Raw genomic sequence first — 18,836 nt, forward strand, 5'->3', positions numbered from 1 at the left:
TTAATCTGCCTGTGGTATTTTGAGTGTTTGGCCAATTCTAACCACATTTGATGTGAGATTATTGGCAGATTTCAATTTTCTAACGGAAACTTTATAACGCTGAGCGACCACCGAAAGCGATTCACCTCGGCTGACCTTGTGTTCACGAAATCGTGTTGCAGCAATTAATGTGCCATCAGGTGGATTACGAGAAAAGTAATCGTCTACCGCGATATATATTGCTTTGGCCAACTTATATTGGTGATTGGCATTATTTAAACGTCTTTCTTCTTGTGGATTAGAAATAAAGCCAGTTTCAATTAATACTGACGGAATATCAGAAGACTTTAACACCGCTAAACTTAAACGTTCTGGCTTATGCTTATGTAATTTTGTTACCTTTTTCAGCTGCTTAACCACATGTTCAGCAAAGTCATAACTACTGGCCATGGTATATTCTTTCTTCATATCACCCAGTGCTATCGCTAAGTTGTTATCCTTAGTTTTTCTAATGGTTTCACCTGCGCCACCTAAGAGTTCAGAGTTTTTTTCTCTGTTTTGAATCCAGTGACTAAATTCTGAATCAGCACGGCGCGTTGCTTGCACCAGCACTGAAGCACCGTTGGGTTGTGATGACGTGAAGGCGTCAGCATGAATAGAGATAAGCAGATCAGCTTTAGATTTTCTGGCTAATTCAGTTTTACGGTCATGGTTAACATAATAGTCACCACTGCGGATCATCACCGCTTTTAAACCTTGCTTTTTATTGATTAAATTGGCAAGTTTTTGGGCTATTTTTAAGGTGATGCGTTTTTCATAAGTGCCTGCAGCACCAATAGAACCAGGGTCTTCGCCACCATGACCAGCGACAATAGCAATAACGATATCGCGTTTACCTTTACTATTATCGTGTTGTGCAATTACCTGACTTTTTTTGTCATAGAGATCAATAACCAGCCGATCACCATACTGCCCGGCAGGCGCTAGCGGAAAGACAGAAACACGGAAGTTATCGGCTAATTCAAGTACTAAACGAGTAGTTCCTTGTTGTTTTGAGCTACTGGTGCGAATTTTTTTCACTCGACGATCAGCTTTGATCACCGACATTAAATCAACATAGTTTCGACTGTTTTTAAAATCAATAACTAAGCGTTGGGGGGACTGTAATGAAAAGTATTTAAAATCTGGTTTTTTACTGAGATCAAAAACAATACGAGTATTTTCAGGTGCAGGCCATACCCGCACACCTTCAATAGCGTTGCTCGCGTTAGCAATACTTACTGAACCTAGACAGAGCATAAGTATGACTATAATTTTTTTTGAAAAACTTGCTAAACGCATTGAATTACTTACCTTTTAAGAGCCTTTTAAGAGCCTTTTTTTAGCTGTTGCTTTTCTTATTACGCTGCGCTGAAACCACTGGTGCTCAATAAAACCCACTACTGCACTAACATTGACAGTAAACGCTGACCCAAAGCGGTTTTAGCTAAGAGTGAAACTTGACGCTGCTCGTCATGATAAACTAAGTCGATAATCATATCTGGGGCTGGCAACATGCCCTGACCTTTTTCAGGCCACTCTATAAAACTACAACAATTGCTATTAAAGTAATCTCGAATGCCCATGTACTCTAATTCTTCAGGGTCAGCTAGCCGGTATAAATCAAAATGATACACTTGCCAGTCTGCTAAATCATAGGGTTCAACTAAGGTATACGTTGGGCTTTTAACATTACCGATATGCCCCATTCCTTGCACAAAGCCTCGTGTTAAGGTGGTTTTACCGGCACCGAGATCACCATTTAAATAAACAACAATTCCTTGTTTCAACTCTGTTTTTACAATCTCAGCTACTTGTTTACCCAAAGCGATTGTTGCCAATTCATCGGCTAATATAAAGTTTTTTTTTGTCACAAAATTATTCATCGTATTGTTATTACTTCTAAAGTATCTTATCTGCAGCGTAATTACCATTAATTAGCCGCTGAATTTCGGGGTAAAGATCACTCGCAAGTAACCCTATTTGACCATGCTTTTGGGCAATAATATCAGCTGCACGACCGTGAATATAGACGCCTAAGCGAGCAGCAACAAATAAATTCTCACTTTGCAGTATTAATGCACCAATAATACCACTGAGCACATCCCCCATACCACCACTGGCCATGCCTGAATTACCTGTACTATTAATCCAAACAATATCACCATTAGACACCAGTGTACCGGCACCTTTTAGCACACATACGCCGCCGTATTGTTGTGCTATTTTTTTTACCGCTGAAAATCGGTCAGCTTCAACCTCAGCAATCGAGCATGATAGCAAGGCAGCCGCTTCACCAGAATGAGGTGTTAATACCCATTGAGCATTTTTTAATGAACTTTTGCCCAGTAGCCTTAAGGCATCAGCATCAACCACTTTTGGCTGAGGCAGCTTGATCACTGAATTGAATAACGCTTTTGACCAAAGTTCTTGCCCTAAGCCTGGGCCAAGTATGATAACTTTTATTTTTTTCAATAGTGCTGAACGGCTTAAAGTTTGGGCCGAATTTGCCACCACCATCAGTTCAGCTTGTCTGGTTAGCAAGGTGTTACGAGACTTTTCATGACAGCAAACACCGACTAATGCAGCTCCAGCTCGCAAAGCCGCTTCTGCAGCTAAACAAATCGCGCCCGTAAAAGCCTGAAAACCACCAACCGCTAACAACATGCCAATATTACCTTTATGACTACAAGGTGCTCTGGGTAAAATAGCGGGTAGATTTTGCTCACTTTGGCGAAAGCATGCTGCGGTGGTTAGCTGAGCTAACGCCTGATTAACGCCTAAGGTTTCAAGTTGTAAATTACCGACATAATTCGCCGCTTGCCCGGTCAATAAACCTTGCTTGTAGGCAATTAATGTCACAGTTAGATCTGCTTTTACCGCAATAGAAGATACGGTGCCTAAATCAGCATTAAGACCAGACGGCACATCAACTGAAACCCGTGGGCATGGTTGATTATTTATCTGGCTAATTAATTGCACAAAGGCTGGCGATAATACCCCGCTAAAACCAATACCAAATAAGCAGTCAACAATAACCCCGCCTTGAAACGCCGCTATAGCGGTTTGCATTACCTCACTTTGCCGGTAAAAATCAATTTTTACCGGCAGCGCTGCAAGTAAAGTTAACGCTTGTTTTGCATCACCAGTAATCAATTCACGCTCGGCATTAACCAGCACGGTCACAGATAGACCAGCCTGATGGGCTAATCTGGCGACAATATAACCATCACCACCATTATTCCCCTTTCCACAAACAATAAGCAACTTAGGTGCGGCGGGAAAATGCTGCTGTATTTGACTTAACACCGCACTGCCCGCTCGTTCCATCAGTTGAAATAAATTGATACCCATCGCTTGTGCTGCATCAGCCTCGTAGCGCTGTAGTTGATTAACCTTATAAGCATGATGTGTTAAACTATTCGACACTTTTAATACCACCTTTATTGTTTGAACATTCGGCTGCCATGACTACACCTGCTCTTAACTATCAAGATTTAACAGAAAAAATCAAGCTTTGGGGCCAAGAACTTGGCTTTTCGCAAGTGGGTATCAGCGATGTCGACTTATTGGGGCACGAAGCCGCTTTAACACTGTGGTTAGAAAATAACTATCATGGCACCATGGATTATATGGCCCGCCATGGCTTAATGCGTGCCAGAGCAAACGAGTTAGTTGCCGGTACACTGAATGTTATCAGTGTGCGCATGGATTATTTACCTACCGATGCAAAATTTGCCCGTACTTTAAAAAACCGCGATCATGCTTATATCAGCCGATATGCCTTAGGTCGCGATTATCACAAATTAATGCGCAAACGCCTGAAGCAATTAGGCGAAAAAATTAAAAGCCATTGTGACAATTTCAATTATCGCCCTTTTGTTGATTCCGCGCCAATACTTGAAAGACCGCTAGCTGAAAAAGCAGGTTTAGGTTGGGTAGGTAAGCATTCATTACTGATTAACAAGCAAGCAGGCTCTTGGTTTTTTATTGGCGAAATTTTAGTTGATATCCCATTAATTACTGACACTAAGGCAGAAAACCTCTGTGGTAGTTGTGTGTCTTGTATAAAAATTTGCCCAACTCAAGCCATAGTTGAACCTTATGTGGTAGATGCAAGGCGTTGTATATCGTATTTAACGATAGAATTACGTGACGCCATTCCCGTAGAGTTTAGGCCTTTAATTGGTAATAGAATTTATGGTTGTGATGACTGCCAATTAATTTGTCCGTGGAACAAATTTGCAAAGCTTGGTAGTGAAGATGATTTTAAACCTCGACAAGACTTAGACAATATCACCTTGTTAACCTTATTTTCGTGGGACGAAGCAACATTTTTAAGTAAAACTGAAGGCTCGCCTATTCGTCGTATTGGCTTTCAATGTTGGCAGCGCAATATCGCCGTTGCTCTAGGTAATGCCAACTTCTCAACAGGTAATGTTGAAGCGTTAACAGAAAAAATAGCAGACTCAGCCCCGATGGTGGCTGAACATATTGAGTGGGCATTAGCACAACAAAAACTTAAGCAACAAGCCTTAGCACAAGATAAAAATTTACGTTTAACCGCACGATTAATTCGTTCGGTGGAAAAAGGCATGCCTCGCGATGCCTAATACCTGATAAATTAGCTAAATGATGGCGTAGACTACTAGCTTTACTTTTGCCATTTCAGCGTTAATTCATCAAAAGTTGTCAAAGCTTTACCTTGAAGATTTAGCGTTGAGAGTACAGCAAGAATACCTTCTACCAACACCAGATGCTCAGGTATGCCCTGATCGTCTTGCTTAATTTTTATCAATATCTTTAGTTGGCTAAACAGTAATTTGACATTACTTGGACTCAGTTGTAATGCTTGTTTAATGGCATTTAACGCCGGTAGTAATCGATTCTTCTGAAAATGCTCAACCGCCATGCGGTTAAGTTCTTTGGCAGTAAAGTGTATCGTTTCACGCTGGTAGCTTTCTTGTGCTATGTAGTGCCTAACCACTTGACTATTTAACGAGTTGCCAGCAATTTGATTATTGATGGCTTCAAGCAATTTTATTGCGTCTTCACGCATACCTAACTCATGCAATACTTTTACCCGATCTAAATTATCCTCAACTACTGTGCTGGGTCTAAGCGACATATGATTTTCAACCAACTTTATCGCTTTAGCTTGCTCATTACGGACATTGTGTAGCCTAGCTTTAACCACTAATAATTGTGCTTTAAAAAAACTTCTATCTTGGCAGTCATGCTCAAATTGTGTGATATAGCGATCAGTTTGCCGCAATATTTCATTGGCACTGTCATCTGGGGTTGCACAAGCAAGGTCGATACCCGCTCTGATCACATTCAGCAAAAGCTCAGGGGAGTCATGAATTGAGTTTTTCGCTTGTTGCGCTATGTTGCGCGTCGCGACATATTGTCCTTTATAATCATGGGTTAAACGTGCTAAATCCCATGACTTTTTATTACGTTCAATGTTTCTCGGTGCCAGTGCCATAGCTTTTTTAATTTCGTCATAGGCTTGCTCGTATTGCTCTTGTTCGATGAAATACTGCGCCATCATATCGTGAGCACCAAAACGTGTGTCTGGCTTATGCATTAAGGTGTTTAACATATCGCTAATTTCACCTAAACGGCCTTGCTTTAACAGAGCTTTGGCATAGCCTAAATATACCCAAGAGTATTTATATATTTTAAATAATCGCCGATAAAAAGATTCCGCTGTCTCAAACTCGAGCAAAGCAAGATATGCCTCGCCTTTAATGCGGTTAATATTGGGATGATAATGGGCTAACCTTTCATTTTGCAGATGTCGATCGGCAAAATAAAGGGCTTTAGCGTAAGCTTTTTTGTCTATCGCGTTGTTGATATTAAAAAGTACCTGCTTGACCTTTAATATGGTGATGAAACGAGTTCGCACTTTTTTTATCGCTAACGGTTTTGTCCAAAAGTCATCGGGTTGTAACTCAATAATAGAGTTAACTAAAGCCTCATTGGTTTCTGTACTGAGAAATATCAGTACCGTGGTTTTGGTCACATGGCCTTTAAATTTCAATTCTTCTAATAAGTGAAAGCCATCTTTGTCACTTTTAACATTAAAGGCGCAAATAACAATATGAAAATGCATTTCATTGCACAATCTAAGACCATAATAAGCATTTTGTACACAACGCACTTCCTTTATACCAAGCGCAAATAAGCTTTCTTTTAAAACACTGTGCACTAGCAAATTATCGTCAATAACCAAGACGTGGAGTTGATCAAGTTGCGCTAAGGTATTTTTTTCAACATCGTGCATGATTTACCTTACTAGCTATTGTTTTAGCCCACTACTTTCCATACTGTTGTTGACGTTGTCGGCACTGATTAAGTACCTCTTTTTTTGCTGCTACATTGAGCTGACCCCAGGTCATAATTTCATCAATATTACGAAAGCAGCCTAAACAAACATCGTACTCATTTAAGCAACAATGACTCACACAAGGACTAGCAACATCTTCAACGTTGTCTTTTGGCTGATGGTATTTAACACTCATATCGCTTCTGCAAATTCCGTTAACTGTAATAGGCATAGTTTGAGGTGATTTAGCTGATGTTGCAATGCCTCTTTTTGTTGCACTGAAAAAGCACCACTTAACGCTTTTGGGCTGAGCAACTGACTTAACTGTCGACATTGCGCCAATAAAAGTGGGGCGGCGATAACATTAGCTAAGGTAGTTAACGCCTGCAAAAGCTCTAAAGCCAGGTGATAATCTTGCGCCGCTAGTGCAGCACTTAACGCTTGAATATTAGCACTAATGTCCGCCAAATATTCATCTAACATAAAAGCGGCTAACTCAGCTGAGCCTTGATTTTCTGCGTATTGCTTTAAATCAAAAGCCTCTGCTGTTGGTTTATTTTTTTGCTCAGCCCCAGAAGAGAAATCTAACGACTGTTCAATATTGGCCAGATGTAGCACTTGTTCGCCAATAGCGCCGGTCTTATTGGCTACAGAGTTTGCCATAACAATAGACTTATTATCTTGCTTACCTGGAAGTGAGGCTAATATGGCTTGATCTTCACCGGTGTCAACCGCTGACTTTAACCAAGGGGATAATTGCTGAATTAATTTGTGAATATCTACTGTTGGAGCTAAATAACCACTAGACCAAGACTTTGGTAAGTTAACTTTGTGAAGAAAATCTGCTGACTTATCTTCATCACTTGTCAAAGCAAACAGGCCCCGAGTAGGGGTTAATAAGTCATTTATAGTACTGTTAAAACTAGGAAACTCGCAAATAGCTACTAAATAACGCCCCGACTGCCATAAGCGTTCGAGGTGCTCTTGTTGAGAAACCACAGTGACCTGTAAACCAAGCCAATACAATATTCTGATCAAAGCTTGATGTTTACTGGCAGTTATCACACCAAGCAAAACTTCAACTTGGCTAGGTATAAAGCGATAAGGTGACAAAATCTCTGGCTCAACTAATAAATTAATCTTGTTATTATTACTTAACAGTGCAGTAACATTGGCCATTAACTCACCGGTAAACCAAGGTAGATTACTGGCTGAAAACAGTCCTGCTCTTTGTAATGCACCACAGTTAAGAGGCTGAATAACTAATATTTTAGGTTGTATTTTAGTGGGTAAACTCGCCAAATGTTGGGTGATCAAATCATAATCTGAACGGTAAACTTCAGGTGATAAAATAATAGCATCTAAGCGGTACTTCATTAGGTGCTTTATACTCATTTGGCGACGAAATAGTGACAAGTCTTGCATTGTGTCCACTATAGTTTTGCTGTTGGTAAGTTGATGACAAATTCTTTCACGGCTAACTTTGTTGGTGGCAATAACTAAAAGTGTGCACTTGGTTAAGTTTACTGGCTGGCTTTCGCTGGCTTTATTGAGCTCTTCGGCAATGGTTAACGAAAATTCAAAAGAAAATTTTCCAGCCGACTCCAACAGTTGACTCGCTTTATTACTAACATTAAAGACTAACTGCAAATCGCGTAAATAATGATCAATAATATGATCAAATTCAGTGGTTATTTCATCATCAAACACTAACTCGTTAATCGCCTGAGATAGCATCTGTGCATGCGATGGCTTATTAAGCAAAAAGCTTATCCGTACGGTTTGTTGGCCGCTATTTACGTCAGTAACTTGCAAAGCGATATCAAGCTCAGTATCCCGCTGCTCTGTTAGTATTTTGTGACATATTGTTGCTATCATGGCCTGAAACAATTCACTTTCAAGTGTCACCAAAGAAGCTAAATTCTCTGCCATGTGCAAATAAATAAAATTGTTACTTTCTACTGCAGCCAAACTCACGTTAGCCAAAACTGCATGCATTTCATTAGCAAGTGTTACCGTAGATAAGGTCAAGACAAAGTCGTTTAGACGTAATTGGGCAGAAGTTTTTTGTTGTTCACTCCAACGCGCTAATTGCCGTAATTGCTGGTAGGCAAGTTGTTCATCACCCTGAGTTATTGATAGCAACTGCCTTTGTAGCATTACGCTATTTACTAAGCCTAAAGTTTTTTCGCTGTGAGTAATAATGGCGAGCTTATCTGATTGATTTTGCTGTTTAATTTTCTGTTGTAAATGGACATGATTATCTTTAAGCACTTGATATTCTTCTGCATCAGATAAACTGCCACCCCACAGGCCACCGACATATTCAATCGTTAAAGCAAGGGCTTTGTCTTGATTGCTCATTAGCGAAATTTTTTCAACGCTTTGATGCTTTTTGGCTTGTCGCGCAATAGACAAAATAGCCCGAACATCTAGCCGACTAAAGCACTGACGCCAATGTTGATTGTTAACGTTAACACCGAGTAAGGCTGACAATTGTTCTTGCTGTTTTTTTGACCGCAAAGGCAATTGCCAAAACACAACCCCGCTATGACGAAACATAAATGCCGTTTGCATTTGGTACTCTTGCTGCTGTTGTTTAAAGTCGGCTGCACGATATAGAGGTTGAGACAGTTGCTTAATGGCATTAAGCATTACTGTGACTTCAAGCCCAGGTATTTTTGCTACCACATGACCTTTAGTGACAAATTCTTCAACGACAGTGGTACTTTGTATACCAAAGTGTTTTATTTTTCTGCGTAAACTAAAAAGAAAACTGATAAAAATGAGGCTAAGTAAAGCAAACGCACCGGTAATAAGCCAACTATAATGCTTAGGCTGCAAGTCAATATTGATCTTTAGCAACCATGCGAGTAACTGTTGTTTAATAAATGATGACTTAAGGGCTTGTGCGACAAGTGTGTTATCAAGTAGGGGAATCAACTCAGCTTTCTGTTTGGTTAATTCAGCCTGAAAATCAGCTGCCCTGCGTAATTGACCATGCCATTTTGCAAAAGTGTTTTGCTCGCTAAACAGTAAGGTATTAAGCACTGATATTTGTTCAATCAAGCCATTTTCAGTCGAGTTTTTCTTTGTTACATTACTAGCACTTGCCAACCAACGAATTATATCATATTGAATTTCCTGCTGAATATAATTAAAATCGACTAAATCATACTGTAAATCAAGTTGGTTAAACATGACTAAAGTATCAATGATACCTTGATGCAAATCACGATTAATATTTAAGCTATTCACTAAGTTACTTAATGCCTTCGCCCGTATGATGGTTACCCGCTTGGTTAAGTTGTCTTGGCTGATTTGACGATATAAGTCATTTTGCTGATTTGTTTGCTCAGCGATTAAACTAGATAAACTATCAGTGACTAGGATCAATTGAATAATAACACTGTCTTTGAGTTGAAGATTGCGTCGAGCACTTTCAGTTAAGCGTGTGACATTTTCTACCTGCATTTTTAAACGCTGAGTTAACTGCGCTAATAAGTGTTTATTGTTTTGACTTAACCCTGAAATATTTTTTAAGTTTTCATTCAGCATTTGATAACTTTCGTCAAATTTTAACGCAGACCTACTATTAAGCAGGTCATTGAGTAAGCGATTATTTTTAATTAATAATAATTGTCGTTGGTGATGTTGCTCAAAGGCAGGCAATTGTTGATATTTAAGTACCGCTAAATCTTGTTCAGCTTGAAAGTACAACGAAAACCCTAGCAAAAAAAGTAAGGAAAAGCTCAAGGCCAATAAAAAAAATTGGCGGCTAAGCTGACGATATAGCGGCAGTGTCGAATCCATGCTTGGGTAATATCCTAATCAGTCAAATACATGATATGTTTATAACTATATAACCAAATTACGCCAAAATATAGGGTCCAACAACCTAGAATAAATTAGTTATACCATTAACAGTGTATGGCCTTAGGGTTAATTAGCAACGATTAATCATGCCGCTAAGGCATTTTATCTTAGTCTCTATATCCGTTTCACTTCAAGATGCAGTTTCAGCATTAAGCTAGAGAATCAGCTCAAAGCGCGATACAAGGATAATGGTTGTTCTTTTTACAAAAATGTAGAGAACACTTTTGAATAGCTTAGTCACTTGGTATTGCTTTAACTAGCATTCATTTTTTGGTCTTTGTGATAATTGGTGCTTATTACTTTTTGGTTTTTTTACTGATCCACGCCCATGTCATTGTGCATTCAATTGGCTGTTCGCCTGATTCATCAGTGATAGTAACTGCAATTTCCATATGGCCCTTTTCTTCGGTCAATAAGGCAATTTGTTGATTTGAAATGGTTGCAATAGCGGTTAAATCTCCCTGCATTCTGCGCTGATAGTTAATGGTCATCGATTTTAATAAGGGGAGACAGCTATCAGGTAAATTTAATCCAAAAACAATACCTGTCGCTGATTCAGCTAATAACGCCGCAGCAATAGCATGCACACCGCCAATATGGTTTTGCACTCTTTTGCGATTTACCATGCTCAGCTTCACTTGCTGCTGCTCTATATCAACCAGAGTGACCTTTGACGTGCTGGCGTATTTAACCTGAGAGCAAAATAATTTCGTCAACAAAAATGAATGACTGATTTTTGGTAACTTTTTAATTTTTTTAACGACCCGACTAAAGCGATTAACCATAAATATCCTAGATGAATGTTTTGTACCATGTATTAATTATTGTCAAACAAACTGGTCAGACCTGCAAGCTTTTTTATCTCACAGCTCTTAAAGCAACCGACAGGGATAGACTAATGCCGTGGAGACATGTACTTACGAGGATGTAGCCATTAAAGTAATGCAGCTGCTATTACCCTAATCGCTAGAAACAGTGAAGTATAGGTTTTTAAGCGATTAGAGAAATACCGCAGTGATGTCCAAGATCGACTAATACTTTAAAGAACAAAATATATCAGAGAAGCCTAAGCATAAAAAAGACGCTAATGCGTCTAATTATATGGTTTATTTAGTGTTTAAATGCAGCGACTACAGCTTAAAAAAATGTGCTTGATAAATTTTCAATTCAGCAATTGATTCACGAATATCATCCATGGCTAAATGTGCACCGGTTTTAACCACTTTGCCTAGTACCTCTGGTTTCCAACGACGTGCCAATTCTTTTACTGTACTGACATCAAGATTACGATAATGAAAGTAATCTTCAAATTCTGGCATGTACTTATTAATAAAGCGCCTATCTTGCCCAATGCTATTACCACACATAGGCGACTTACCTTGTGTAATATGGGGCTTAAAAAATGCCAACGTTTCAGCGCTAGCTTGCGCTAAACTCGTGCTACTTTCTCGACACCTTTGAGTCAAACCTGATTGACCATGATGTTCGATACACCATGGATTCATATTATTTAATACTTCATCACTTTGATGAATGGCAAACACTGGGCCTTCGGCTAAAATATTAAGCTGGCTATCAGTAATGATTGTCGCAATTTCTAAAATAACGTCAGTACTCGGCTCAAGGCCAGTCATCTCTAAATCTAACCAAATTAAGTTGCTATCGTTAGCGTTCATTGTCATTCCTAGGTTATTTACTGTTGATCAAATTATATATATTGCCAGATCAACTACAGAGAGTGTGTCTGTAAAGGCACGATTACACATGCATTTAAGCGCTACTTGAGTATATAATACGGCAGAGCGTAACACGATTAAATTTATTTGTCGGTTGCCAACAGAGATTAAAAATACAAATTTTGAGTTAACATAAAAAGAGAATAACTTGTGGCTAAAGCCAAAAAATTAACCAAAGGTCAAACGCGACAGATCAAAGCGAACCAAAGTAAAAAATTACGTAAATCTACTGAAAAAGTACAATGGCAAGATGATGAACTCGCTGCAGTTGAAACTGGTACTATCATTAGTCGGTTTGGCCAACATGCTGATGTAGAGAGTAGCGATGGCGAAGTTTTTCGTTGTAATATGCGTCGCAGCATTGCCTCTTTAGTGTGTGGTGACAAAGTGCTTTGGCGTAAAGGCAAAGAAACTCAACACAGTATTTCTGGCGTAATTGAAGCGGTTCATGAGCGAGAGTCTGTACTTAGTCGACCTGATGTTTACGACGGTGTTAAACCTATTGCGGCCAATATTAGCCAAATACTGATTGTTTCATCGGTGTTACCGGCCTTTAATGCCGACATTATTGATCGTTACTTAGTCGCGGCCGAACAAACCGGTATTACCCCAGTTATTTTATTAAATAAGATTGATTTACTCGATGATAGCAATCGTGATGAAATTGAAAATCAACTTAATATTTACCGTAAAATTGGCTACCAAGTCACTTATATGAGTAATGAAACGGGTGAAGGTATTGCCGAGTTAAAGTGTCAACTTAGCCAGCATACCAGTGTGTTTGTCGGTCAATCTGGCGTGGGTAAGTCAACGCTCACTAACACCTTAATGCCTGAGTTAGGTGTGGTGACTAAAATTGTCTCAGAAAATTCAGGGCTGGGTCAGCACACTACTACCGTCGCTCGATTATATCATTTTGAACAAGGTGGCGATCTGATTGACTCACCCGGCATACGAGAATTTGGCTTGTGGCATTTATCACCCATACAGGTCAGTAATGGCTTTATTGAATTTGACCCCTACATAGGAACTTGTAAATTTCGCGACTGTAAACATCAAAACGATCCCGGCTGTGCGTTAATTGCAGCGAAAGATGAAGGCAAAATATTCCCAGAGCGCTTAGCCAGTTTCCAAAAAATATTAGCCAGTTTAGGTGATAACACCCTGACCTCACGCTTTAATGATTAAGACAGTTAACACCCATAATAAGGAAAAAAAAGTGCTAGTAAATAAATTGAAAATCGCCTTACAACACCTAATGCCAAAACATGGAATTTCACGACTTGTAGGTAAATTTGCCGCCGCTGAAGCTGGCTGGCTTACGACCAAGGCCATCAGTTATTTTATCAAAGCCTATAACATTAATATGGCAGAAGCTAAGTTAAAAAATGCCACTGATTTTAAAAGCTTTAATGACTTTTTCACCCGTGAACTAGAAGAAGGTGCACGTACTATAATCACAGACCCAGAGACTATTTGTTATCCCGTTGATGGTGCCATTAGTCAACAAGGCCCGATTGTACAGGGGCAACTTATTCAAGCAAAAGGCTTTAACTATAGCTTGGAAACTTTACTGGGTGGCGCTAAGGAAACTGCAGCACCTTTTCAAGATGGTGAATTTTCATGTATTTATCTGGCGCCAAAAGACTACCACCGTATTCATATGCCTATTACCGGCACCTTACGAGAAATGATTTATGTGCCTGGTGACTTATTTTCAGTAAACCCGTTAACAGCTAACAATGTAGCAAATTTATTTGCCCGTAATGAACGTGTCGTGGCTGTGTTTGATACCGCTCATGGCCCGATGGCAATGGTACTTGTTGGCGCAACAATAGTCGCTAGTATTGAAACAATTTGGGCTGGTACGGTAACACCTCCTGCTGGTAAAGATGTATTTCGCTGGCAATATCCGACTGAGGGCGCTGGTGCAATAACGCTAGAGAAAGGCGCTGAAATGGGTCGATTTAAACTCGGCTCCACTGTTGTTACCACCTTTGCGCCGAATATGGTGAAATTTAACCAGCAAGCAGGACCAGAAACGGTAACTCGCCTTGGTGAACATTATGCTGATTTAGTGAAACCGGATGCCAGTGCATAAATTTTATCCCATCGCTTTAAAGCTCAGCAATAGCCATTGTACAAAATGAAAATGATTGCCCATTAAGGGGCCAGTGGTGAGTTTATTGAGAGCTCACTGCTAGCTTTTTAGCAAGCGGTACGCCTGTAACGGTATATTGACAAACTTTACAGCGCGATCACACCATATGGTAAGAGCAATAATTAACGCGCTCTGTTAATAAACCTTTTCAGTACTTATAATTTGAATCTAATGACAATTAAATAGCGCAATTCAACTATACCTATTGCTCATTTATTCATCGCAAGCTAGGATAGCAGCAATAAAATACGATTATGTTCGTATAATAAGACCAAACTGACTACTTCTCGTTCAGTAAGTAGAAAATTAGTTCGCTTGGTATAATTCTAGATAAATTTGCCTTAAGGAATCTCAATGTTACGAGATAAATCAGATATTAAGCCTACAGAGGCGGAATTAACGCTGCTTAATATTCTTTGGAGGATAGGACCTGCTACAGTTAGACAAGTCCATGACACGGTCAGCCAAACCCAAAAATCTGGTTATACTACTGTACTGAAAATATTACAAATAATGCACGAAAAGACTTTAGTTATTCGCGATGAAAGCAACCGAGCGCATGTTTATGCGCCCTCGAATAGCGAGATGGTGACACAATCGTCTTTATTAAAAGATTTAGTCTTAAAAGCTTTTGGCGGTTCAACATCAAAGTTAGTCATGCGAGCATTGGATAATTCAACAAGCAAAGAAGAAATTGAAGATATTAGGCAGTTACTCAATGAATTAGAACAACAATCTTAATTAACTAAGACTCAAAAGGTAACTTAACTCGGTATGATTGAGGAAAGCTTAATACATAGTCCATCATTGGCTGCTTTGGCCATAACTCTTATCCATTTTTTATGGCAAGGAGTTTTAATTGCAGTGGTATTAAAAGCCTTACTCTCGCTAATATCCTATCAAAAAGCTCAATTACGCTATGCCTTAAGCTCTATGGCAATGCTAGCTAACCTTATTTTACCTATCATCACTTTTTTTCTTGTTTACGATACTGATTTTCGTCAAGTCACAAACTTTGTTCATGCCCAACCTTTACTGGATCAAAGTTTTCATCTAGAAAAAATACCAACAAACGCTTGGTATATGGAATGGATAGCGTACTTCCCTCTAATAACTATGGTTTGGTTTACTGTTGTTACAACACTTGCGCTTAAGTTAATCATAGAGCTTTACAATGTTAATAAACTGCCATTGCAGGGCTGTACTACCGTTGATATTGCACTACAAAAGCGTTTTGATGCGCTGCTTATTAAAGTTGGCTTATCGAGAAAAGTAGCTTTATTACTTTCTAAAAAAACCGATGTGCCTATGGCAATAGGTTGGTTAAAGCCTGTGGTACTGATCCCATTTAGTATGGTGTTGGGCTTAACACCTCAACAGTTAGATATGTTGTTACTGCACGAATTAGCACATATTCGACGTCATGATTACTTGGTTAATTTTTTACAAACGCTTGTGGAAATATTACTGTTTTTTCATCCTGCAGTGAACTGGGTTTCAAAGCAAATGCGTAATGAAAGAGAGTATTGTAGCGATGATATTGCCGTGCAACACGGTGGCAGTTCATTAGCCTATGCCCATACCTTGGCCGATACCGCCTCTTTGTGTGAGCAACATCGCCAGCATACCATTCCAAATATGGCCATGGCGGCTACTGGTGGTGATTTAAAACAACGGGTTGTTCGGCTATTAGGCCAACAGCAACACTGCACAAAAACGGCCGACACCGGCAAGTGGCTTGCTTCATTCACCATATTATTGAGCATTATTTTTCTCTTGTCTAAATACTCACTAACCTTACCGATTATTGATCTACAGTCAGCTAGTATTTCATTGTATAACTCTGTAACAGTGCAAAATAAAAGCTCAATAACGCCAAGACCTGAAAGCTTTGAGCCAACACATGCCAACACCACACTTGCTAGCCATTTATTAGCTAGAGATCACACAAGTGCCAGCGAATTACCGGCGCTAAAAAAAGTAGCAAATTTAGCTCAAACTATTAATAAAACACAAAAATCCAACGAAATAATAGCTAAAAATAAGCTTGACGTTTTGAGTAATAATTCAACTAATTCCTATTATAACGAATTACCTTTTGTGCGTGTAAATTCAAGTAATAAAAAAAATGTAGCGCAGCACCACGCAGAATTAAAGCACCAAACACAAGTGAGTCAACAGCCAGACATAGCAGCAAGTAAATCGAATTTAGCCTTAGCACTTCAACGTACTGACGCTAAGTATATTGGAGCAGAGGCAAACCCGTATACGCAACAAATTAATGCACTGCTAAACAAGCCAATAACATCCAGAGATACTCCAATAACGGCGTTAAACAGAAGCCAATATGGTACTCACTACCAACAACAGGCAGATAACAAATTTAGTCGTACGCGCTTGAGTCAAAGCCAGTTAAACAACAGTGCTATCGAACATAATGCTGTTAAAACCAGTACGGTAGCAGCACAGCTATTAAACTCAGCTGAGCCTAGGTATCCTGCATCAGCAAACAGAAAAGGCATAGAATTAGATATTAAGGTCGAGTTTACTATAGACATTAATGGCTTAGTTAAAGACATTCAGTTTGAGTCGAAAAGTAAAGTTAACTACTTCCGCAATAACATCCGTAACGCTATGGAAAAATGGCGCTTTCTCCCAGCTAAAAAAAATGGCCGAGCAGTCAAAAGCACCATGTCAAAAATATTCTCCTTTAGTCTTTTAGAGTAAAGCTTAACGGTGTTTGCTCATGGTTAAAAACTTTTGCTGCTGCTCTAGTGTTAACACTTGCATAACACTATGGTGAATTTTTGCTTTTTACATTGCTACTTGTTGAAAATTTGGCTGATGTTTGGCATAGATAGTTGCAACGCAATGATGAAATTGGTGCTTGCGCGATTGGTGTTAACTTAATGACTGAAAAGCTAAAACAAAATATTGGCTCTCATCAAAGGCTGATGGCCGATGTTTCTCATGCACTACGCTCAACAATGACCCAGTTACAAATAGCACTTGGGCTTGCTCAATAAGACAAAATAAGCGTGGCACTATTATACCAATTTGATTAATTAAGTGATCTACTTTTTCATGAGGAAAAATGAAGAAATACAAGACATAAAATTTAGTAAGTAGTTATTCTACTTATAAATTTTATAACGCTGTAGTTATACTAATCCCATTAAGTTATTGCTCACTTGTACTAGTTAAAATAGCTCAATGCTGTGTTGCTCTCAATCCCAATAGCCAGCTATTGCTCAATCGAGCGCCTTACCTTGAGTTATTTTTCCTGCGCACAACAAGATCACAAACTTAATGGAACTGGTATTATTCATTTTAACCATTAAAAATGAGCAGGTAATTAATTAACTTGGTATTACAGTTACCATTGAATTACCCTTTGAGATCGGTAAAAATAGTGCGAATGAATCATAACAAATTTTATCTGCTGGTTTTCTTCTGGCTATTTTTAGGAATTTCAGTAATGACTGAAGCAAAAGATTTGACGAGTAAGCGAGCGCTTACCTTAGAAAAAATTGCCGCCATAGATATTTTTTGGCAATCAGTGACTCAAACATCATTCAAGACAAGTGATCATATTCGCATCGCTTATGCGACTAATTTTAAACGCCCGCAAAAGCCTTATATTGTTATTGTACCTGGGCGTTCAGAAGGTTATCTGAAATATCAAGAATTAGCTTATGATCTAGATAATCAAGGCTATGATAGCGTTATCATTGATCATCGAGGACAAGGACTTTCGATGCGTTTAACAACAAACCGCTTACAGGGTTATGTAGCAAATTTTGATCAATATGCGCAAGATTTACAACAATTACTCTACTACGTTTTGCCTGAAAAATACCCACAACACCAACAAAGCTCTTTTATGCTAGCACATTCAATGGGTGGCGCTATTGCATTAAGATACCTGCAACTTTACCCACATAAGGTCAAAGCATTAAGCTTAAGCTCTCCGATGATAGCGATATCAAGCGGTGGCACGCCAGATTGGTTAGCGAAAGCATTAATAAAAACAGGCTCAACAATAAACCGTTGGCTGTCTAATACACCATGGTATTTTTTTGGACAAAGTGATGATAATCAAAGTTCATTTGCACAAAATCGCTTAATGCATTCAGCAAAGCGTTTTCAGCGTTTTCAGTCATTATATCAAGCTCAGCCAACGCTAAAGCTGGGTGGCGTCACTTTTAATTGGCTAGATCAAGCCATCATAAACACTAGTAACTTATTTATTGATATCGAAAAATTGTCGCTGCCAATACAAATATTACAAGCAGAAAATGAACAGATTGTTGATAATAAAGCTCAAGATAATTTTTGTCTAAAGCTCAATAATTTTAATCACGAGGCTTGTCCTAGTGGTAAGCCCATAATAATATCTGGTGCCTATCACGAGCTTTTTTTTGAAATAGATCAATACCGTGATATTGCGATAGATAATACCATTGCATGGTTTTCACAACATCAATAACCATTGCTATTCCCACTCGACTTCAAAATGCAGGTTTGTCAGCTAAGCGCTAAAACTGCATCTTGAAGTCGAGCGGGTATACACATAAAAATTATCTCTTATACCAATCCCATTAAGTTATTGCTCACTTGTACTAGTTAAAATAGCTCAAGGCTGTGTTGCTCTCAATCCCAATAGCCAGCTATTGCTCAATCGAGCGCCTTACCTTGAGTTATTTTTCCTGCG

At 39.0% G+C, this 18,836-nt stretch carries 15 protein-coding genes; 7 read left to right on the forward strand and 8 right to left on the reverse strand.

From position 1 onward, the window contains the following. From ESZ39_RS12375 to ESZ39_RS12385, 3 genes are all read right to left on the reverse strand, one after another. Complete coding sequence (locus ESZ39_RS12375) at positions 1–1,320, reverse strand: N-acetylmuramoyl-L-alanine amidase (RefSeq protein WP_146880210.1); 1,320 nt, start codon at positions 1,318–1,320, stop codon at positions 1–3. 98 nt (positions 1,321–1,418) lie between these two features. Next, positions 1,419–1,904 carry a tRNA (adenosine(37)-N6)-threonylcarbamoyltransferase complex ATPase subunit type 1 TsaE gene (tsaE, locus tag ESZ39_RS12380; RefSeq protein ID WP_191321778.1) on the reverse strand — a complete coding sequence of 162 codons (486 nt, stop codon included), beginning with the start codon at positions 1,902–1,904 and terminating at the stop codon, positions 1,419–1,421. A 16-nt stretch (positions 1,905–1,920) separates the two neighbouring features. Beyond that, a complete protein-coding gene (locus tag ESZ39_RS12385; RefSeq protein ID WP_146880212.1) occupies positions 1,921–3,447 on the reverse strand; it encodes an NAD(P)H-hydrate dehydratase in 1,527 nt (508 codons plus the stop codon). A gap of 38 nt (positions 3,448–3,485) precedes the next feature. Between ESZ39_RS12385 and queG the strand changes: the two genes are divergently transcribed. After that, complete coding sequence (queG, locus tag ESZ39_RS12390; protein WP_146880213.1) at positions 3,486–4,631, forward strand: tRNA epoxyqueuosine(34) reductase QueG; 1,146 nt, start codon at positions 3,486–3,488, stop codon at positions 4,629–4,631. Between the two features lie 41 nt (positions 4,632–4,672). On the opposite strand, the gene ESZ39_RS12395 is transcribed toward queG, so the two are convergent. The 5 genes from ESZ39_RS12395 to orn form a co-directional block, all read right to left on the reverse strand. Beyond that, positions 4,673–6,307, reverse strand: a complete 1,635-nt coding sequence (locus ESZ39_RS12395; RefSeq protein WP_146880214.1) for a response regulator — start codon at positions 6,305–6,307, stop codon at positions 4,673–4,675. Positions 6,308–6,338: 31 nt separating this feature from the next. Continuing rightward, positions 6,339–6,545, reverse strand: a complete 207-nt coding sequence (locus tag ESZ39_RS12400; RefSeq protein ID WP_146880215.1) for a DUF1289 domain-containing protein — start codon at positions 6,543–6,545, stop codon at positions 6,339–6,341. Further along, on the reverse strand, positions 6,542–10,162 hold the full coding sequence (locus tag ESZ39_RS12405) for a hypothetical protein (protein ID WP_146880216.1): 3,621 nt from the start codon (positions 10,160–10,162) through the stop codon (positions 6,542–6,544). Before ESZ39_RS12405 ends, ESZ39_RS12400 begins: the two co-directional genes overlap by 4 nt. 359 nt (positions 10,163–10,521) lie before the next feature. After that, a complete protein-coding gene (locus ESZ39_RS12410) occupies positions 10,522–11,010 on the reverse strand; it encodes a DUF4442 domain-containing protein (protein WP_191321780.1) in 489 nt (162 codons plus the stop codon). 345 nt (positions 11,011–11,355) lie between these two features. Next, on the reverse strand, positions 11,356–11,901 hold the full coding sequence (gene orn, locus ESZ39_RS12415; RefSeq protein WP_146880218.1) for an oligoribonuclease: 546 nt from the start codon (positions 11,899–11,901) through the stop codon (positions 11,356–11,358). A gap of 210 nt (positions 11,902–12,111) precedes the next feature. Between orn and rsgA the strand changes: the two genes are divergently transcribed. The 6 genes from rsgA (at position 12,112) to ESZ39_RS12440 (ending at position 18,611) form a co-directional block, all read left to right on the forward strand. Then, on the forward strand, positions 12,112–13,149 hold the full coding sequence (gene rsgA / locus ESZ39_RS12420; protein WP_146880219.1) for a small ribosomal subunit biogenesis GTPase RsgA: 1,038 nt from the start codon (positions 12,112–12,114) through the stop codon (positions 13,147–13,149). A 70-nt stretch (positions 13,150–13,219) separates the two neighbouring features. Continuing rightward, the gene (gene asd, locus ESZ39_RS12425; protein ID WP_411266881.1) at positions 13,220–14,062 is read left to right on the forward strand and encodes an archaetidylserine decarboxylase; all 843 of its coding nucleotides are present in this window, start codon (positions 13,220–13,222) and stop codon (positions 14,060–14,062) included. A 414-nt stretch (positions 14,063–14,476) separates the two neighbouring features. Continuing rightward, a complete protein-coding gene (locus tag ESZ39_RS12430; RefSeq protein WP_146880221.1) occupies positions 14,477–14,863 on the forward strand; it encodes a BlaI/MecI/CopY family transcriptional regulator in 387 nt (128 codons plus the stop codon). Between the two features lie 33 nt (positions 14,864–14,896). After that, a complete protein-coding gene (locus ESZ39_RS18080; RefSeq protein ID WP_146880222.1) occupies positions 14,897–16,849 on the forward strand; it encodes a M56 family metallopeptidase in 1,953 nt (650 codons plus the stop codon). A gap of 134 nt (positions 16,850–16,983) precedes the next feature. Next, positions 16,984–17,148 carry a hypothetical protein gene (locus tag ESZ39_RS17810; protein WP_191321781.1) on the forward strand — a complete coding sequence of 55 codons (165 nt, stop codon included), beginning with the start codon at positions 16,984–16,986 and terminating at the stop codon, positions 17,146–17,148. 452 nt (positions 17,149–17,600) lie between these two features. Continuing rightward, positions 17,601–18,611 carry an alpha/beta fold hydrolase gene (locus ESZ39_RS12440; RefSeq protein ID WP_191321782.1) on the forward strand — a complete coding sequence of 337 codons (1,011 nt, stop codon included), beginning with the start codon at positions 17,601–17,603 and terminating at the stop codon, positions 18,609–18,611. The last annotated feature ends 225 nt before the right edge of the window (positions 18,612–18,836 follow it).

Origin of the sequence: Colwellia sp. C1TZA3 (genome assembly GCF_007954265.1) — a bacterium.
Taxonomy (GTDB): domain Bacteria; phylum Pseudomonadota; class Gammaproteobacteria; order Enterobacterales; family Alteromonadaceae; genus Cognaticolwellia.

Bases quoted from the DNA above. Each gene is read 5' to 3' on its own strand.
- ESZ39_RS12375 (WP_146880210.1), bottom strand. From the start codon at position 1,320: ATGCGTTTAGCAAGTTTTTCAAAAAAAATTATAGTCATACTTATGCTC.
- tsaE (WP_191321778.1), bottom strand. From the start codon at position 1,904: ATGAATAATTTTGTGACAAAAAAAAACTTTATATTAGCCGATGAATTG.
- queG (WP_146880213.1), top strand. From the start codon at position 3,486: ATGACTACACCTGCTCTTAACTATCAAGATTTAACAGAAAAAATCAAG.
- ESZ39_RS12395 (WP_146880214.1), bottom strand. From the start codon at position 6,307: ATGCACGATGTTGAAAAAAATACCTTAGCGCAACTTGATCAACTCCAC.
- ESZ39_RS12400 (WP_146880215.1), bottom strand. From the start codon at position 6,545: ATGAGTGTTAAATACCATCAGCCAAAAGACAACGTTGAAGATGTTGCT.
- ESZ39_RS12405 (WP_146880216.1), bottom strand. From the start codon at position 10,162: ATGGATTCGACACTGCCGCTATATCGTCAGCTTAGCCGCCAATTTTTT.
- ESZ39_RS12410 (WP_191321780.1), bottom strand. From the start codon at position 11,010: ATGGTTAATCGCTTTAGTCGGGTCGTTAAAAAAATTAAAAAGTTACCA.
- orn (WP_146880218.1), bottom strand. From the start codon at position 11,901: ATGAACGCTAACGATAGCAACTTAATTTGGTTAGATTTAGAGATGACT.
- asd (WP_411266881.1), top strand. From the start codon at position 13,220: ATGCCAAAACATGGAATTTCACGACTTGTAGGTAAATTTGCCGCCGCT.
- ESZ39_RS12430 (WP_146880221.1), top strand. From the start codon at position 14,477: ATGTTACGAGATAAATCAGATATTAAGCCTACAGAGGCGGAATTAACG.
- ESZ39_RS18080 (WP_146880222.1), top strand. From the start codon at position 14,897: ATGATTGAGGAAAGCTTAATACATAGTCCATCATTGGCTGCTTTGGCC.
- ESZ39_RS12440 (WP_191321782.1), top strand. From the start codon at position 17,601: ATGACTGAAGCAAAAGATTTGACGAGTAAGCGAGCGCTTACCTTAGAA.